The following is a 15,786-nucleotide window of genomic DNA, read 5'->3' on the forward strand; positions in this document are numbered from 1 at the left end:
ATGCGAACAACTATCGAGCATAAAATTGGGTTATGGCGCGCACTTACTTGGTTAGTTAGGCTTAGTTTCTTGCTGACTTTAATCGTGATTGTGCTAGGTGCTTATACTCGAATTTCAGATGCTGGATTAGGTTGCCCTGATTGGCCGGGGTGTTTTGGGCAGTTAAGCGTGCCCAATGAGCATCATGAAATTGAGGCCGCCAATACGCGATATCCTGATTTAATGGTCGAACCGCATAAAGCGTGGCTGGAAATGATCCACCGCTATGTTGCCGCCACACTTGGCCTTATGATCGCTGCGATTTTATTTTTTAGTATCAGATTAGCTCGATTAAAATTCATCAAGCTTAGTATTGCTTTACCTATTGGCTTATCTATTTTAGTGATTGCTCAAGCAGCATTAGGTATGTGGACGGTCACACTCAAGTTAATGCCGATTATTGTGATGCTGCATTTAGTCGGAGGCTTTAGTATTGCGTGTTTGTTATTGTGGCTTCATTTACGTCTGCAACATATTAAGCACTATATAATGAAGCTACTGGCGACTGTACCACTACAGACCGACTCTAGTGCCATATCAACGCTTAGTTCTCGCTCCCATATTAGGGGCTCATTACAGCAAAGAGATAAAGCTTCTCCGCCCGAAAATCCACCTACGCAAGGCTTGAAACGATTGGGGATACTCGGGTTAATCATACTGATCATGCAAATTATGTTGGGTGGATGGACCTCGTCAAATTACGCCGCCTTAATGTGTACTTCTCTGCCTATTTGTGAAGGAAACTGGTGGCAACAATTACAATTCACTTCGGCATTTTCAGTTTTGCAAACCGCCCATCATAACGCTAACGGCAGCTATGAATTTGGGGTTTTAGATTATGCCTCTCGTATGACGATTCATGTTTCTCATCGCTTTGGCGCATTGTTAACTGCTGGGGTGCTTATCAGTTTGGCGTTGCAATTGATTCGCTGGCATGCTTTTTCTACATCTACATCTACATCTACATCTACATCTACATCTACATCTACATCTACATCTACATCTACATCTACATCTACATCATCCCGATCTTTGCATCATTTTCGTCGTTTGGGCTGGTGGCTAATGGGTTTAGTGGTGATTCAAATTGGATTGGGAATCGCGAATGTGCTTCTGCATCTTCCTGTTATTTTGGCGGTCGCGCATAATTTTGTGGCAGCTCTGCTATTGTTAATGATGGTGAAAATACATTTTGCTTTGCGATATAGCGAGCGTACACCTCAAAGCTTATGTGCTAAGCAATGTTGATAAGGGGTGATTAACGATAGATCACTGTTCGTCTAAAGCATCAAATAATACGGTTATTCGGTAGGAGTCAATATGGCGAAATCTAATATAGTCCAGTTTCCAGAGCCGCAAAAAAAGACTGGGTCGTTACGATATCGAACTCGTTATCAATCGGTGTCGTCATCTTCAGGATCGACGCCTTCACCAAAACAAGACTTCACGTCATCATTAGAGTCTAAGGTATCCCCGACTTCAGCAGACACTAATACGGCCAATAATACTCAATCCCATAATCTCAAACACAACCAGTTCAATGGGGTATTGGCGACGATTCAAACTCAAGCAAAATTGTATTACTCCCTTACTAAGCCAAAGGTGGTCATGCTTATGCTACTCACAGCATTGGTGGGTATGTGCTTATCGGTGGAGGGTAAACTCGCATTGCAGCCGCTAGTGATGGGGCTATGGGGCATAGGTTTAATGGCAGGAGCCGCTGCGGCATTTAATCACCTGATTGACCGTAAAATTGACGCTATTATGGCACGAACACAAAAAAGGCCACTACCTTCTGGGCAATTGAAGAGTTGGAAAGTGAGTGTGTTTGCCACCAGCATTGGGTTACTTGGCTTTGTCAGTTTGTATTTTTGTGTCAATGGACTTACCGCTTGGCTTACCTTTGCCAGTTTGGTGGGTTACGCCTTGATCTATACTTTATATTTAAAGCGCGCCACACCGCAAAATATTGTGATTGCAGGTATTGCTGGTGCGATGCCGCCGTTGCTGGGTTGGACGGCAATGACAGGTGAAATGCATGCTCATGCTTGGTTGCTCGTGATGATTATTTTTATTTGGACACCACCGCATTTTTGGGCATTAGCGATCCATAGAAAAGATGAATACGCCAAAGCAGATATTCCTATGTTGCCTGTCACTCATGGGGTGGCGTTCACTAAAACCACGGTATTGCTCTATACCATTTTATTAGCAATTGTGTGTTTTCTACCGGTTTTAGTCGGTATGAGTGGGTTGATTTATGCACTGGCTTCTACCGTATTGTCTGGCGGATTTATTTATAAAGCTGTGCAACTTAAATACGTTTCCACCTCCAGAAGTGCAATGGAGACCTTTAAATTTTCGATCTATCATTTGATGGGTTTGTTTGTGGCTTTGTTAGTCGATCATTATATTTTTATCGCTTGAAATTTTTCTGATTTCATCCGATAAAGTTTCAGTCAGTATTCAGATTAATGTGAATCAAGCTCTGTGCCTTTTCAAGCATATAAGGTAAAGCGCTCATCCATACGCACCTTTAATAACTAGAGTGTATTCTCTTGATTCAGGAAGAAAAATAAATGAAAAACTTTGCCTCTGGTATGAATAATTTTTTTGTTGGCTTATTTAGTGGTTTATTATTGCCGATTGTGATCATCATGGTATTGCTGTTTATGACGGTTGATAAAGTCACTAGCTTTGCTCAAGATGAAGCGATTGCTCCTCTATATCAACGCGGGGCGAAAACATTAGATAAAGTGGACTCATTAATCACCACCTTAGACAATAAGGTCGATCAAGCGGATCTAAAAGACATTAAATTATTAGCACCACTAAAAGATGCCAACTTATTTCCTGAGTTAAAGCAATTGGCGAGCTCAGTTTCCCATATTCGTGAAGCGGCGGCAGGTAAAGATAAGCAACAAGTGATCGATGGCTTAAAAGGCCAATTGAAAGCCTCTTTCGCTAAGAAATTCCCAGATGCTCAAGCGCAAAAATTAGCTGATAATTTTGCCGGTATTGCAGAAGTGATGGCGAGTAAGAAAGAAAAAATAGCAGATAAAAAAGACCAACTACAAGACCAAGCCCAAGATATAAAAGAAGAAGTGGCAGATAAAAAGAGCAAGTGTAGTGGTCAATGAAAATTGGCCACAGTTTTAGAGTTTTCCCAATATAATTGTTCCGATCTATTAGGTGTTAACCCTCCATTATATTGATGCGGTCTGAGTCGGCTGTAATAACCTGTTATATATTTAATGATGTCTAACCTAGCTTCCGAAAAGCTACGATAGCCCGTAATGGGCATCCATTCTGTTTTAAAGCTTCGAAAGAAACGCTCCATCGGAGCGTTATCCCAGCAATTACCACGACGTGACAAACTTTGTTTTAGTTGGTAACGCCATAGTAATTGACGATAATAGCGACTCGTATAATGGCTTCCTTGGATGCCCTTCTAAGAGTCAAGTCGTTATTTGTATACTGTTGATTAAGGCGTTTCTATTTTTCAAAAGGTAATAAATTTCACGTGCTATGTATCTTTTTAAGCAGCGTATAGCTTCCATTTTTGATAATCCATCAGCCGTTCGTTTTTTGATGTAATCCTTTGAACGCTGCTCAGTTCTAAGTCTACCAATCGCAATAATATGGAGTGCACTATTTGCAGCTCTATCACCACCTCGATTAAGCCTGTGTCTATTGGTTTTTCCTGAGGATGCAGGTATAGGGCTAACTCCACATAACGCAGCAAAACTAGATTCAGAGTTTAAACGTTCAGGGTTATCACCCAACGTTATCAATAATTGTGCGGCGGATTCGTATCCAACGGCTTTTTGTTCGATTAATTCAGGAGCAAGCATGTCAACGATAGAAGAAATCATTTTATCTAAATCCGCAATCTCGTCATGAAGTTCAAGATATCTACGAGCTAAGGATTTAAATACGATCCTATATGCGCTAGAAATATTTTTGTAAGCTGTTAAATCAGGTCTGCTTGATGCTAGTGTGCGAATCAAAGTCATACGAGTCATATGTCTTAATGTATCTCTTATTTCGTCGGGGGAAGATACAATGCTCGTTCTAATCATCTGAAGGGCAACAGTTCGAGCTGCCATTGCTGTTTTACGGCAACCTTTAAGTATTCTTAGCGACTCAACCATCCCATCTCGCGTCTTTGGCGTCACCGTGCGTAATTTACTATACGCGGCATGAGCAGCATTTTCTGCGTCTATTGTGTCATCCTTGCCTCGTTTTCTTCGATCAACCTTATCTGGTGCTGTTACTTCCAATACTTCAATGCCACTGCTTTGCATATAACGAAGCAAGCCCAAACCATACGTCCCTGAACACTCAATACCCACACGTGATATTTTACCAAATGAAGACATCCACTTTAGCATTTCCTTATATCCATGGCGGGTTGCTGGGAAGTATTCACTTGATAATACTTGATTAGAATCATTGACGATGGCAGCAACGTGGATATCTTTATGAGTATCCACTCCACCAATGACATAAGATGAGATTGTACTGGTATTCATTATTGACTCCTTCACTATATGATCATGGACAAGAGTCACAAAACCAAATACTTGGACAAGACAGTAATGGGACAGGCGTCAGGCCCTTCTTGAGTCACAAATATTGGCGAGGCAACCCTCACCAAATAATGAAACTAAGCAATCGACAGATCCAAGGAAGGACACATAAGGTCGATCGCTGTGTGGGTCAGATAGCTCAGAACATTATTGGTACCATCTTTCAAGCATGAACCAACTTTCTTAGTTAGTGTATGATGAAATCTAGCCAACACATTATTACTATCGCTGTGGAACATAACGCCTTTCGGTTTCCCACGAGACTCAAAAGCCATTGTTAGTGCTTTTCCTGTTAATTTGCTATCTGGTGATAACGACATTGCCCAGCCAATTGGTTTACGTGCGAATAAATCAATGACAACAGCTAAATACATCCAACGATTTCCAGCCCAAATGTAAGTCACATCTCCTACCCAAACTCGATTTGGTTCAGTTACTGCAAATTGTCGATCAAGATGATTAGGTATTTCAATATGCTCTTGTGGCGCTCGTTTGTATTTATGCTTGGACATTTGGCAACTAACTAAGCCAAGTGATTTCATTAACTTAGAAGCACGATAACGACTCATAGGTACATTTTTAGCTATTAGCATATCCGCTATGCTTCTCGCTCCTGCTGAACCATTACTCGCAATATGAACTTCTTTGATTAAGCTTTTAAGCTTAATCAATTCAACATTCGGCATTTTTGAGCGTGCTTTCCAGTACTTATAACTGCTTCGATTTACACTGAACACTTTGCATAATGTAGTAACGCTATAGCTCTGCTTGAGTTTTTCGATTATCGAAAATTGTTCAGTGAGTCGGACATCACCAGAGCTGTAGCCTTTTTTAAAATTTCATTATGTTCTTCCAGACGAGCAACTTTTTTCTCTAATTCGCGAATTTTAAGTTGCTCAGGTGTTATTGGCGTTGCTTTAGGCTTTATCCCATTGTGCTCTTGACGTAATTGGCGTACCCATTTATCCATTGTCGATTTGCCAACGCCCATGGCGCTAGCGGCTTCTTGAACGGTGTAACCTTGTTCGGTTACTAACAATGCAGATTCAAGTCGAAATTCAGGGCTAAATGTTGGTCTTGTTCGTTTTGTCATAATTGGCACCTATTGATATATGAGGTGATGATATCACCTCTAATTAGGTGGCCAAAATCACCGTACCACTACAGCTGCGAAAGTAGGTGGTTGGTTTATGTCAGGTGAGATTAAATCATTTGAGCATAAAGACGCTGCTCTTTTGTGGTTACATAGTTAACAAATCCTATTTTTATTGATAAAAACGCCCTTTCACTATTAACGGATTCTTTTCGGAAGTCTGTTAATAGTTTGAAAGGGCGTTTATTTTTTCGTAGTCAACCGTCATTAATAAAACAGTTGGTCATCCACTACTTAAGCCGCAACTGCCTTGGATTCGGCTTTATTTTTCAAGAAAGCATAGCTCACGCCTGTTACCACAGTACCGGCAAGAATCGCCACTAAATACAACAGTGCAGGGGTGATGGCATTTGGGATCAGCAATACGAATAAACCGCCGTGTGGCGCCATCAGTTTTGCGCCAAATAGCATAGAGAGTGCACCGGTTAATGCACCGCCCGCCATGCAGCATGGGATCACGCGCATTGGGTCTTTAGCCGCAAATGGGATCGCACCTTCAGTGATAAAGCATAAACCGAGAACGGTGGCCGCTTTACCTGCTTCGCGCTCACTGGCTTCAAATTTGCTCTTCGCAAGGAAGGTCGCTAAACCTAAGCCTAGTGGTGGGATCATACCGGCGGCCATTACCGCAGCCATTGGCATATAAGTCTGTGATGCCAATAGACCGACGCCAAAAGTGTATGCCGCTTTGTTGATCGGGCCACCTAAATCGAAGCACATCATGCAACCAAGAATAATCCCCAATAACACCGCATTGGCAGAGCCCATATTATTTAGGAATTCTGTCATTGCCGCCATGATGCTAGAAACTGGGCCGCCGACGATGTAGATCATCACCAAGCCAGTAAATAAGCTTGCCAATAATGGAATGATTAAAATAGGTTTTAACGCTTCCATTGATTGTGGCAGTTTGAGTTTCTCTGCAATAAATTTAGCTGCATAACCTGCAATGAAACCGGCAAGGATACCGCCGATAAAGCCTGCGCCAGTAGAACTTGCCAACATACCGCCAATTAAACCAGGCGCTAAACCTGGACGGTCAGCAATGGAAAAGGCAATAAAGCCAGCCAGAACGGGGATCATTAATGCGAATGCAGAACCGCCACCAATGGTCATTAATGCTGCCGCTAATGTGCCTTCTTGCTCAAATGCTTTAATACCAAACACAAAAGACAGTGCGATACATAAACCACCGGCCACCACTAATGGCAACATGTGGGACACACCCGTCATTAAGTGCTTATATACCCCTGTTTTTTCTTCGCGGCTTGCGGTCGTTGCGGAACTTTGACCTGCTTGATAAGGCTGAGCTTGGGCAAAGGCATGGGTGAATTCTTGTTCGGTTTTCTTCAGTGCCAGACCGGTACTGGTTTTGTAGAGCGGCTTACCTGCAAAGCGATCCAGTGGCACTTCAATATCAGCGGCAATGATCACTAAATCGGCGTCGGCGATGTCTTGGTCGGTCAGTTGGTTTTTAGCGCCAACCGAGCCACGGGTTTCAACTTTAATTTGGTGTCCAAGTTTTTTCCCAGTTTCTTCAAGTGCTTCAGCGGCCATAAAAGTGTGAGCAACGCCGGTAGGGCAAGCGGTGATCGCCACAATCTTCTTGTTGCCAGACAGACTAACTGGCGTGGCGGTGGTGATATTGACTTGCGCTAACGTTGTGGCTTGTTGTGCCGCTTCTTCTAACCATTTTTGTGTATCGTTAAAGCAAGCTGAAATATCGCCTTGATAGACTTTTTTACCGATGAAACGGCTGGTGTCTACCGTGGTATTGGCCGCGATGATCACAACGTCGGCTTGTTCAATTTGCTGCGCGGTTAATGGTGGCTGGGCAATCAGTTCAGATTGGCATTCAACATTGGCAGTCCAATTTAGCGATTTAGCGGCTTGTTCTAATAAACCGGCAGCAATAATGCTGTTAGCTACGCCACTTGGGCAAGCGGTAATAATGGCAATATTCATAGCAATGTCCCTGTTTTTGTTTGCATTTGTATGGTTGCTTTTTGTTGTGGCAGCGTTTTTACTTGCTGTTGTATAGCAGATACCGCCTCTAGGCTTGCAACGCCCACCCCAACTTGGGTGACGGCCAAGGCTGATAACGCGGTAGCAAAACTTAAAATGTCATCTTCTGACCATTGTTGTAGATGCCCCCATGCCATGCCTGCCACTAAGGTATCGCCTGCACCAACGGTACTCACGACTTGCATTTTTGGTGGGGTCGCTTGACGCCATTGACCTTGCTTTAGCCACATTACGCCATTTGCGCCCATCGAGACCACAATATTGGCAATGCCTTTTTGTTCGAGAGTTTGTGCTGCTTGTTGGCAGGCTTGACTGTCTGATAGTTCTTCGCCAATGAGTTCTGACAACTCTTCATCGTTGGGTTTAATCAGCCAAGGGTGGGAATTTAAGCCCGCTTTTAATGCGGCGCGACTGCTATCAAAGATGACTTTCTTGCCTAGTTGATGCAGTGTTTCTATCCATTGAGCACAAAGTTGTGGCGAGATACCTTGCGGTAAACTGCCAGCCATCACAAAGTAATCATGATCTTGCGCTAACTCTAATAAGGTTTGCTCAAATTCAGCAATCGCGGCGGCATCGACTTGTACACCAGGGAAGTTGATATCGCTAACATCACTGCTAGTATCGACTAATTTGACATTAATTCGAGTTGAACCTGCCACACGAATAAAACGATCATTAGCGCTCATTTGCTCAAATAATTGGTTAAATGCTTGCTGGTTATCGGCGCCAAGGAATCCGGTCACAGTGACATTCGCGCCCAGATCGGACAACACTTTAGCCACGTTAACGCCTTTTCCGGCAGGATGTAGCGTGCTTTTCGACACTAAACTGACCGTACCGACATTTAATGTATCCACCAAATGACCGGTTAAATCCAAAGCCGGATTTAAAGTAATGGTGACGATTTTTGTATTCGGTTTAATACTAGACATAGAGATCCCTTAACCTTCACCCAGGCCAGATTCAATCGCTTTACCAATTGAACTTAAAGCTAATTCTGCATCACTACCGTCGGCAGTAAATTGCAAGCGATGGCCGTGTTTAACCCCTAATGCAATCACTTTCATTAAGCTTTTGGCATTGACACTGGTCCCTTCTCCATCGAGATTGGACACTCGAATCGTCGACTCAAATTTTTTCGCTTCTGCCACTAACATTGCGCCTGGGCGGGCATGTAACCCGTGGGTATTTTTGATCTTAAACGTGGCTTGATTGGCATTTTCAGCAGCAATTTCAGGTACGCTTTCACTTAGATCAAATAAGGCCAGTAAGGACGCCACATCGGCATCTAAAATATCTTGTTGGCGCTTAGATAACATTAATTGGCTGAGTTTATACAGCAAAGGTTTGTAGCTGGCATTACAAGCGGCAAAGGCAATTAATCCTTTCACCAACTGGCCGTCAAATTCACAATCGTTAGCGGTTGAGACAAATGACATTGCAGATCGCGCCACCCCTTGTGAGCCACTGACAAGCCATAATCCATGGCCTAAGTGTGTTGGCGCTTTGGTGATCACTTCAGAGATATACTCATCATTGGCACAACCATTATTACGCAATAAACCACTGGCCACCGCGGTCATTTGTAGCATGTCGCTGGCGGGGAATTTTAATTGAATTAACATCGCGTCAAAATCAGCTTTTAACTGAGTGTTGCCGTTAAGTACGTTGATGATATCTTGTTCGGTTTTGGCTTCTTTGAGCGCCGCTTCAACCCCATCGGCCGATAACACTTTGGTTAATTGCTTTAAAATACCTAAATGTTCATCCGATTTTGCCGCGATACCAATGGCAACATAAACCGTGCCGTTGCCCCAGTTAACGCCCTGTGGGAAATGGTGGATAGCAACGCCGGTTTTTTGCACCAAACCACGAGTGTCGGTAGTGCCGTGCGGAATGGCAATGCCGTTACCTAAAAAAGTAGAAGATTGCGCTTCACGGCTAAGCATGCCTTCCACATAGCCAGCTTCAACGTAACCTTGTTCGGTTAAACTGGCGGCAATGTGAGTGACTGCTTCGGCTTTGTCTTTTGCGGTTCTTGCAAGCGTAATGTTTTGTGTGGTGAGCGTCAGCATGGTGCTGCTCCTCTGTTATGTTGTTATTTTCGTATTCAGCAATAAGAATAGAGTATGTGTCGCTTTGCGTAAGTCATTTTCTATAACGAATGCTGAATCGATTCAGCTTTTTGGGAGAAAAAATTCAACCAATGGTTATCGACTTAACAGCACTATTGTTAATGGCGTGATAAAAACACGAACGAATTAAAAAACTGTGAGGTTTGGTTTACTTGGCTTTGATCACAGATTTTAGAATTAATACAATAAATAGTCATTGGCTGAATGCTTTCAGCTTTTATACTGAATCGATTCAGCATATAGTTCAAATAACGATGCAATTGGCTTGTGAAATTTATGATCCAGTGCACAAAAAAGGCACACTGATGCGATTTGAACGGTTAAAAAGTGAAGGTAAGTAAGCATGACGTTAGAGCAAATTGCCAAACTGGCGGGTGTCTCAAAAACCACCGCCAGTTATGTTATCAATGGCAAAGCCACCAAATACCGAATTAGCCAGAAAACCCAACAAAAAGTGATGGCGGTGGTGGAAGAGCACCAGTACCAACCTGACCATGCCGCTGCTGCATTACGCGCGGGCAATAGTCGCTCGTTTGGTTTGGTGATCCCTGATCTAGAAAACACCAGTTATGCGCGTCTGGCTAAATTGTTAGAATCGAACTCCCGCTTAGCTGGCTACCAAATTTTGATTGGTTGTTCGGGGGACGATCCAAAAATAGAGAAAGATGTGGTCAATGCGCTGGTCAGTCGCCGCATTGATGCGCTGTTTGTCGCCAGTTCGATGAGCGATGCCAATGAGTTCTATCTGACTGTGCAAAACAAAGGCACGCCAGTGATCGCACTCGACCGACCATTAGATGATGAACATTTTAGCTGTGTGATCAGCGAAGATTTTGAAGGGGCACTCAATTTAACCGCTTCGGTGTTATTTGATGATATTCAATCCATTGGTTTAATTGGCGCATTGCCGGATCTCAATATTTCAAAAGAGCGACAACTGGGATTTGAAGCGGCAGTAAGACAACATGCCAATCGTTCAACACTCGGCTCAGCAATCAATCTTTCACCAGTAACCATGCAGCTTGAATATGGCGCGCAATTTAATGCTGAATCGGGCAGAAAAGCGATAGAAAAATGGCTCGCACAAGATGCCATTCCCGATGCGATTATCACCACTTCTTATACGTTACTCGAAGGGGTGCTTGATGTGTTTTTTGAGCGTCCAGAGCTGATGACAAAAATTAAAATTGCCACTTATGGGGATAATCGGTTACTGGATTATTTGCCGATCAAAATAAACTCCCTTTCGCAACAATTTGAAATTATCGCCGACAGCGCCCTCGAACTGGCTTTAAATGCTTCGGCCAAGCGTTATCAATCTGGGGTTGAGTTGGTAGCACGGAAATTAAAAATTCGGATGAAATAAATGAACAATCAAACAGCAACAGAATCACAGAATAAGGTTAATTCGTGTATTTAGGTGAAATAGCAGCGATTGCTGCAGCGTTGGTGTGGGCGAGTTCTACTTGGTTATATGGTCAGTGCTCACATCACTTTTCGGCGCTGCAATTGAATATGATCAAAGGGGTACTGGCGTCCACCATGATGTTGTTGGTGATGCCCTTACTGCCACTGCCCGAATTGCATATTTCGAGCAAATATATTGGGGTATTGGCTGTATCGGGCATGGTAGGGATCGCGGTTGGTGACAGTGCCTACTTTGCCGCTTTAAAACGCATTGGGCCGAATCGAACCTTGTTATTAGAGTCGTTAGCGCCGCCATTGTCGGGCGTATTAGCACTAGCTTTATTGGGCACCAGTATTGGGTTGCAAAGCTGGCTTGGTATTATTATTACCACTTTAGCGGTGGCGTTTACCCTGTTTCAAGTGCGTACTTCTGCCACCATGCGCGATGAAAGCGTGTCACGAAGCGGCATTGGTTTTGGGGTATTAGCCAGTTTTTGCCAAGCATTTGGGGTGGTGATTTCGCATTACGCTTTAGTGGAAGGAAACCTGCCACCGTTACTTGGCGCGTTTATTCGTTTAAGTATTGGGGTGTTAAGCTTGATGCTGGTGGTGGGCTTTATTGAACCTAAACCATTTTCGTCGATTATTCAGGGGTGGAAGCAACTAAAACCACGCGCAATGTGGGTGTTACTCGCGGCTATTTTCTTCGGCACTTTCATCGCGTTGTGGCTGCAACAGGTGGCGCTGAAATTTGCCAACCCTGCGGTGGCGCAAACACTGATGTCGACCAGCCCGTTATTTATTTTAATGATTAGCTTTATCAAAGGTGAGTCGATCAGCGCGCGTACCTTAATCGGCACATTGATGGCGCTGGGTGGGATCGCGTTGTTCTTTTTGTAGCACTTTTATAAATCATTGGTCTGTTTATAATATTCGAACTGTTGATTATCGCATTTGCGTATATCGATTAACTACACTAGAATTGTATAGTCAATCAATACACATAATCAATCAGCAAGGTTAATAATATGGCGACGAAAACTGCTCCAATCAATATGCGGGTCGAGCCTCAAGTTCGTAACGTGATTGATGCTGCCGCAAATTTGCTAAAAGTAGATCGTTCGGTTTTCATTCAACAAGCAGCATTGGCGCAAGCGCGTTTAGTGATCTCAAATCAACGTGATTTTGCTTTAGATGATGTTGCTTTTGATGCGTTCGAACAAGCGCTAAAGGTTAAGCCTAAAGCCAATGAAGGGATGACTGAGTTATTGAACCGGAAAGCGCCATGGCAATAACCTCACCGCAGTTGCTCATGGCAGAGCACCTGCTCTCAAGTTTTAGCTGTGGCATTGACGATCTTGATGATTGGTTGATCAAAAAGGCCATCAAAAATCAAAACAGAAATAATACCAGAGTGTATGTGGTGGTAGACCAAACTACGGATCAAGTGGTGGGCTATTATGCGATTGCGATGGGATCTATTTTACGTGTCAGTGCCATTGGTTCATTAAGACGAAATAGCCCTGATCCCATTCCAATGGTGGTGCTGGCTCGGCTTGGTGTGCATCGCGATTTTCAACATCTTGGCATTGGCGCTGGGTTACTGAAGGACTGCGTGCTGAGATCGGTTCAAGCCATGAATGTAATTGGTGGGGCGGGTATTTTGGTTCACGCGATTGATGAGTCAGCCAAAAGCTTTTATAGCAAATTTGGATTTAGTGAATCAAGCTTTGATCCTTTACTCCTAATGGCAAGAACTTGCGATATAGAAGCAAGCCACTCTAATTGATGTGCGCTCTAGGCCCGTTGGTCTAAGTATGTTGAGCAATAAGTTATCCCCATAAAAGCAACACCACAACATCCGCGTTAAAATCAAGACGGGACTCTTTTTATAAATCTCTCAAGTATTATGAGGGAGGCGTCAAACCCTTGTGGTATCATGCGCGGGATTTTTGTTTTATTTCCTCTTGGAGTACACCTTTGCAATTTAAAGATATTGGTATAGATAATCGCTTACTGAAAAACTTACAGCACTATAATTTTTCCAAAGCGACTGAAATACAAAGTAAAGCCATCCCTGTTGCGATTGCTGGCAAAGACTTGTTGGCGTCATCAAAAACCGGTTCCGGTAAAACTTTGGCATTTGTGCTGCCTATGCTGCATAAAGCGCTTAAGACCAAATCTCTTTCTGCTAAAGATCCAAGAGGGGTGATTTTAGCGCCGACTCGTGAACTGGCGAAACAAGTCTTTGGTGAGTTGAAGTTTATGCTTGGTGGTTTGTCTTACACTGGCGCATTAATTGTTGGTGGTGAAAACTTTAACGACCAAGTCAAAGCGTTGCGTAAATACCCACGCTTTATTGTGGCAACCCCAGGGCGTTTAGCCGATCACCTTGAGCATCGTTCATTGTTCTTAGAAGGCGTTGAAACCTTAGTTTTAGACGAAGCCGATCGCATGTTAGATCTGGGCTTTACCGCTGAATTACGTCGCATTAATAACGCCGCGAAACATCGTCGTCGTCAAACGTTAATGTTCTCAGCTACGCTCGATCATGCTGAAGTAAATGACTTGGCGAGCGAGCTTTTAAAAGATCCTAAACGTATTTCGGTTGGTGCTTCTGCGGAAGAGCATAAAGACATCGATCAATCATTCTACTTGTGTGATCACCTTGATCATAAAGAAGCGATTTTAGAGCGTTTGATTGAACAAGCTGAATATAAACAAGTTATTATCTTTACCGCGACGCGTAGTGATACTGAGCGTTTGACGACTAAGTTAAACGAGATGAATTTAAAAGCGGTCGCGTTAAGTGGCGGCTTAAATCAAACTCAACGTAATAATATTATGAGCCAGTTTGAGCGTGCCGTGCACAAAATTCTGGTGACAACCGACATCGCCTCGCGCGGTTTAGATATCGCTAATGTGACCCACGTGATTAACTTCGATATGCCAAAACACACCGAAGAATATGTGCACCGTGTTGGTCGTACGGGTCGTGCGGGTAATCGTGGTACAGCGTACTCTTTGGTTGGTCCAAAAGATTGGGTGAGCTTTAAAAATGTCGAACTGTACCTACAACAAGATCTAACCTTTACTGTGTTAGAAGGCTTGAAAGGTAAGTTTAAAGGCATTAAGCCACGCAAACCTATTGCCAAAAAAGGCGCCGCTAAAACGGGTAAAGTGGCGAAACAATCCACCACGCCGAAGAAGCAAGTTAACCGCGATAAGAGTTTCTATAAAAATGTGGCAGTGGGCGATGAAGTCTTTATGCCGAAGAAACGAAAAAATCCAATCGAGAAAGATGACGAGTAAGCGAGTCTCAATACTCTGATTGAAGTCATTAGGTATAAACATAACAGCTGAATCGCTCTGGTCGATTCAGCTGTTATTGTATTTGGGAACCGTAGTATGAAATTAAACAACACTCCCGTGACTCAACACTGCTTTGCTGGTCATTCTTTTTATCTTAAAAGAGACGATCTGCTCCACCCTGAATTTTCTGGCAACAAGGCTCGAAAATTTATGGCTCTGCTTGAAAACGACTACCCCAATGTGACCACTCTGATTGGCTATGGTTCGCCCCAAGCAAATTCTCTATACAGCTTGGCGGCATTAGCTAAACTGAAAGGTTGGACGCTAGAATTCTATGTTGCGCATATTCCTTCTTGGCTAAAACAAAACCCTCTCGGTAATTTTCAAGCCGCACGCGAACTTGGCGCGAAAATCATCGATCTGAAAGCATTAGGTTGCGATCTTTCACCACATCAGTATATCGAACAAATCCGGCTGGCTGCTGCGGATGCCAATCAAGGCTGTTTATTTGTCCCCGAAGGTGGACGCAGCCCGATCGCAGAATTTGGCATTCAACAATTAGCGCAAGAAATACGTCACTGGGTGCAAGATCAAAATATGGATGACCTTACCGTTGCGTTACCCTCAGGTACTGGCACTACTGCCTTGTATTTGCATAAGCATCTGCAAGCGCACAATATCAATGTGATCACCTGTGCTTGTGTCGGAGGAGAGGCGTATTTAACCCAGCAATTTGACAGCTTAGGCGAAACCAGTCACCCACAAATACTGTCGAGTTCAGAAAAGCCCAAGCACCAGTTTGGCAAGCTGTATGGCGCGGATTATCAAATATGGCAAGCGCTTAAACAGCAAACCGAGGTTGAGTTTGAACTGCTATACGATCCGTATATGTGGCAATGTTTAGCCACTTGGTTTGAAAGCCACCCCGATCAGAAACTCATGTATATCCATCAAGGTGGTTTATTGGGTAATACCAGTATGGAAAAGCGTTATCAGCGTAAGTTTGATCATTAATAGATAATGGCATGTTTGGAATGGGCATAAAAAAGCGCCTGACAAGTCTCTTTCTAGTTGAAAATGTATAAGGCGCTGATTAATATTGTTAGTTATGGCTAGAAAG

Annotated in this window: 13 protein-coding genes and 2 pseudogenes; 9 read left to right on the top strand and 6 right to left on the bottom strand. The window is 43.4% G+C overall.

The annotated features are described in order from the left end of the window. The 3 genes from GFB47_RS12040 to GFB47_RS12050 all read left to right on the top strand — a co-directional run bounded on the left by GFB47_RS12040 (nt 1) and on the right by GFB47_RS12050 (nt 3,179). Nucleotides 1-1,287, top strand: a complete 1,287-nt coding sequence (locus GFB47_RS12040) for a COX15/CtaA family protein (protein WP_153448311.1) — start codon at nt 1-3, stop codon at nt 1,285-1,287. Nucleotides 1,288-1,359: 72 nt separating this feature from the next. Then, nucleotides 1,360-2,466 carry a heme o synthase gene (gene cyoE / locus GFB47_RS12045; RefSeq protein ID WP_153448312.1) on the top strand — a complete coding sequence of 369 codons (1,107 nt, stop codon included), beginning with the start codon at nt 1,360-1,362 and terminating at the stop codon, nt 2,464-2,466. Between the two features lie 152 nt (nt 2,467-2,618). Beyond that, nucleotides 2,619-3,179: a hypothetical protein gene (locus GFB47_RS12050; RefSeq protein WP_153448313.1), complete on the top strand. Its 561-nt coding sequence runs from the start codon at nt 2,619-2,621 to the stop codon at nt 3,177-3,179. Here the strand turns inward: GFB47_RS12050 and GFB47_RS12055 are convergent. The 6 genes and pseudogenes from GFB47_RS12055 to fruB form a co-directional block, all read right to left on the bottom strand. Next, nucleotides 3,173-3,481 (bottom strand): annotated as a pseudogene (locus GFB47_RS12055) (integrase core domain-containing protein); the annotation flags it as partial. The gene GFB47_RS12050 and the pseudogene GFB47_RS12055 sit on opposite strands and share 7 nt — an antisense overlap. Nucleotides 3,482-3,497: 16 nt before the next feature. Then, entirely contained in the window at nt 3,498-4,574 is a 1,077-nt protein-coding gene (locus GFB47_RS12060) for an IS110 family RNA-guided transposase (protein ID WP_153446669.1), read from the bottom strand. 272 nt (nt 4,575-4,846) lie between these two features. Then, a pseudogene (locus tag GFB47_RS12065) lies at nt 4,847-5,724 on the bottom strand (IS3 family transposase); the annotation flags it as partial. 294 nt (nt 5,725-6,018) lie between these two features. Then, on the bottom strand, nt 6,019-7,749 hold the full coding sequence (fruA, locus tag GFB47_RS12070) for a PTS fructose transporter subunit IIBC (protein ID WP_153448314.1): 1,731 nt from the start codon (nt 7,747-7,749) through the stop codon (nt 6,019-6,021). Beyond that, the gene (gene pfkB / locus GFB47_RS12075) at nt 7,746-8,744 is read right to left on the bottom strand and encodes a 1-phosphofructokinase (RefSeq protein ID WP_153448315.1); all 999 of its coding nucleotides are present in this window, start codon (nt 8,742-8,744) and stop codon (nt 7,746-7,748) included. The genes fruA and pfkB overlap by 4 nt, the downstream gene beginning before the upstream one ends. Nucleotides 8,745-8,753: 9 nt before the next feature. Further along, a complete protein-coding gene (fruB, locus tag GFB47_RS12080) occupies nt 8,754-9,887 on the bottom strand; it encodes a fused PTS fructose transporter subunit IIA/HPr protein (protein ID WP_153448316.1) in 1,134 nt (377 codons plus the stop codon). Between the two features lie 403 nt (nt 9,888-10,290). Between fruB and cra the strand changes: the two genes are divergently transcribed. The 6 genes from cra to GFB47_RS12110 all read left to right on the top strand — a co-directional run bounded on the left by cra (nt 10,291) and on the right by GFB47_RS12110 (nt 15,680). Continuing rightward, nucleotides 10,291-11,313, top strand: a complete 1,023-nt coding sequence (gene cra / locus GFB47_RS12085; RefSeq protein ID WP_153448317.1) for a catabolite repressor/activator — start codon at nt 10,291-10,293, stop codon at nt 11,311-11,313. 44 nt (nt 11,314-11,357) lie between these two features. Continuing rightward, a complete protein-coding gene (locus tag GFB47_RS12090; RefSeq protein WP_153448318.1) occupies nt 11,358-12,254 on the top strand; it encodes a DMT family transporter in 897 nt (298 codons plus the stop codon). A gap of 128 nt (nt 12,255-12,382) precedes the next feature. Then, the gene (locus tag GFB47_RS12095) at nt 12,383-12,649 is read left to right on the top strand and encodes a type II toxin-antitoxin system TacA family antitoxin (protein ID WP_153448319.1); all 267 of its coding nucleotides are present in this window, start codon (nt 12,383-12,385) and stop codon (nt 12,647-12,649) included. After that, the gene (locus GFB47_RS12100) at nt 12,640-13,143 is read left to right on the top strand and encodes a GNAT family N-acetyltransferase (protein ID WP_153448320.1); all 504 of its coding nucleotides are present in this window, start codon (nt 12,640-12,642) and stop codon (nt 13,141-13,143) included. The genes GFB47_RS12095 and GFB47_RS12100 overlap by 10 nt, the downstream gene beginning before the upstream one ends. A gap of 191 nt (nt 13,144-13,334) precedes the next feature. Then, on the top strand, nt 13,335-14,666 hold the full coding sequence (locus GFB47_RS12105) for a DEAD/DEAH box helicase (RefSeq protein ID WP_153448321.1): 1,332 nt from the start codon (nt 13,335-13,337) through the stop codon (nt 14,664-14,666). A 96-nt stretch (nt 14,667-14,762) separates the two neighbouring features. Beyond that, entirely contained in the window at nt 14,763-15,680 is a 918-nt protein-coding gene (locus GFB47_RS12110; protein ID WP_153448322.1) for a pyridoxal-phosphate dependent enzyme, read from the top strand. The last annotated feature ends 106 nt before the right edge of the window (nt 15,681-15,786 follow it).

This window comes from Vibrio algicola (assembly GCF_009601765.2).
Classification (GTDB): domain Bacteria; phylum Pseudomonadota; class Gammaproteobacteria; order Enterobacterales; family Vibrionaceae; genus Vibrio; species Vibrio algicola.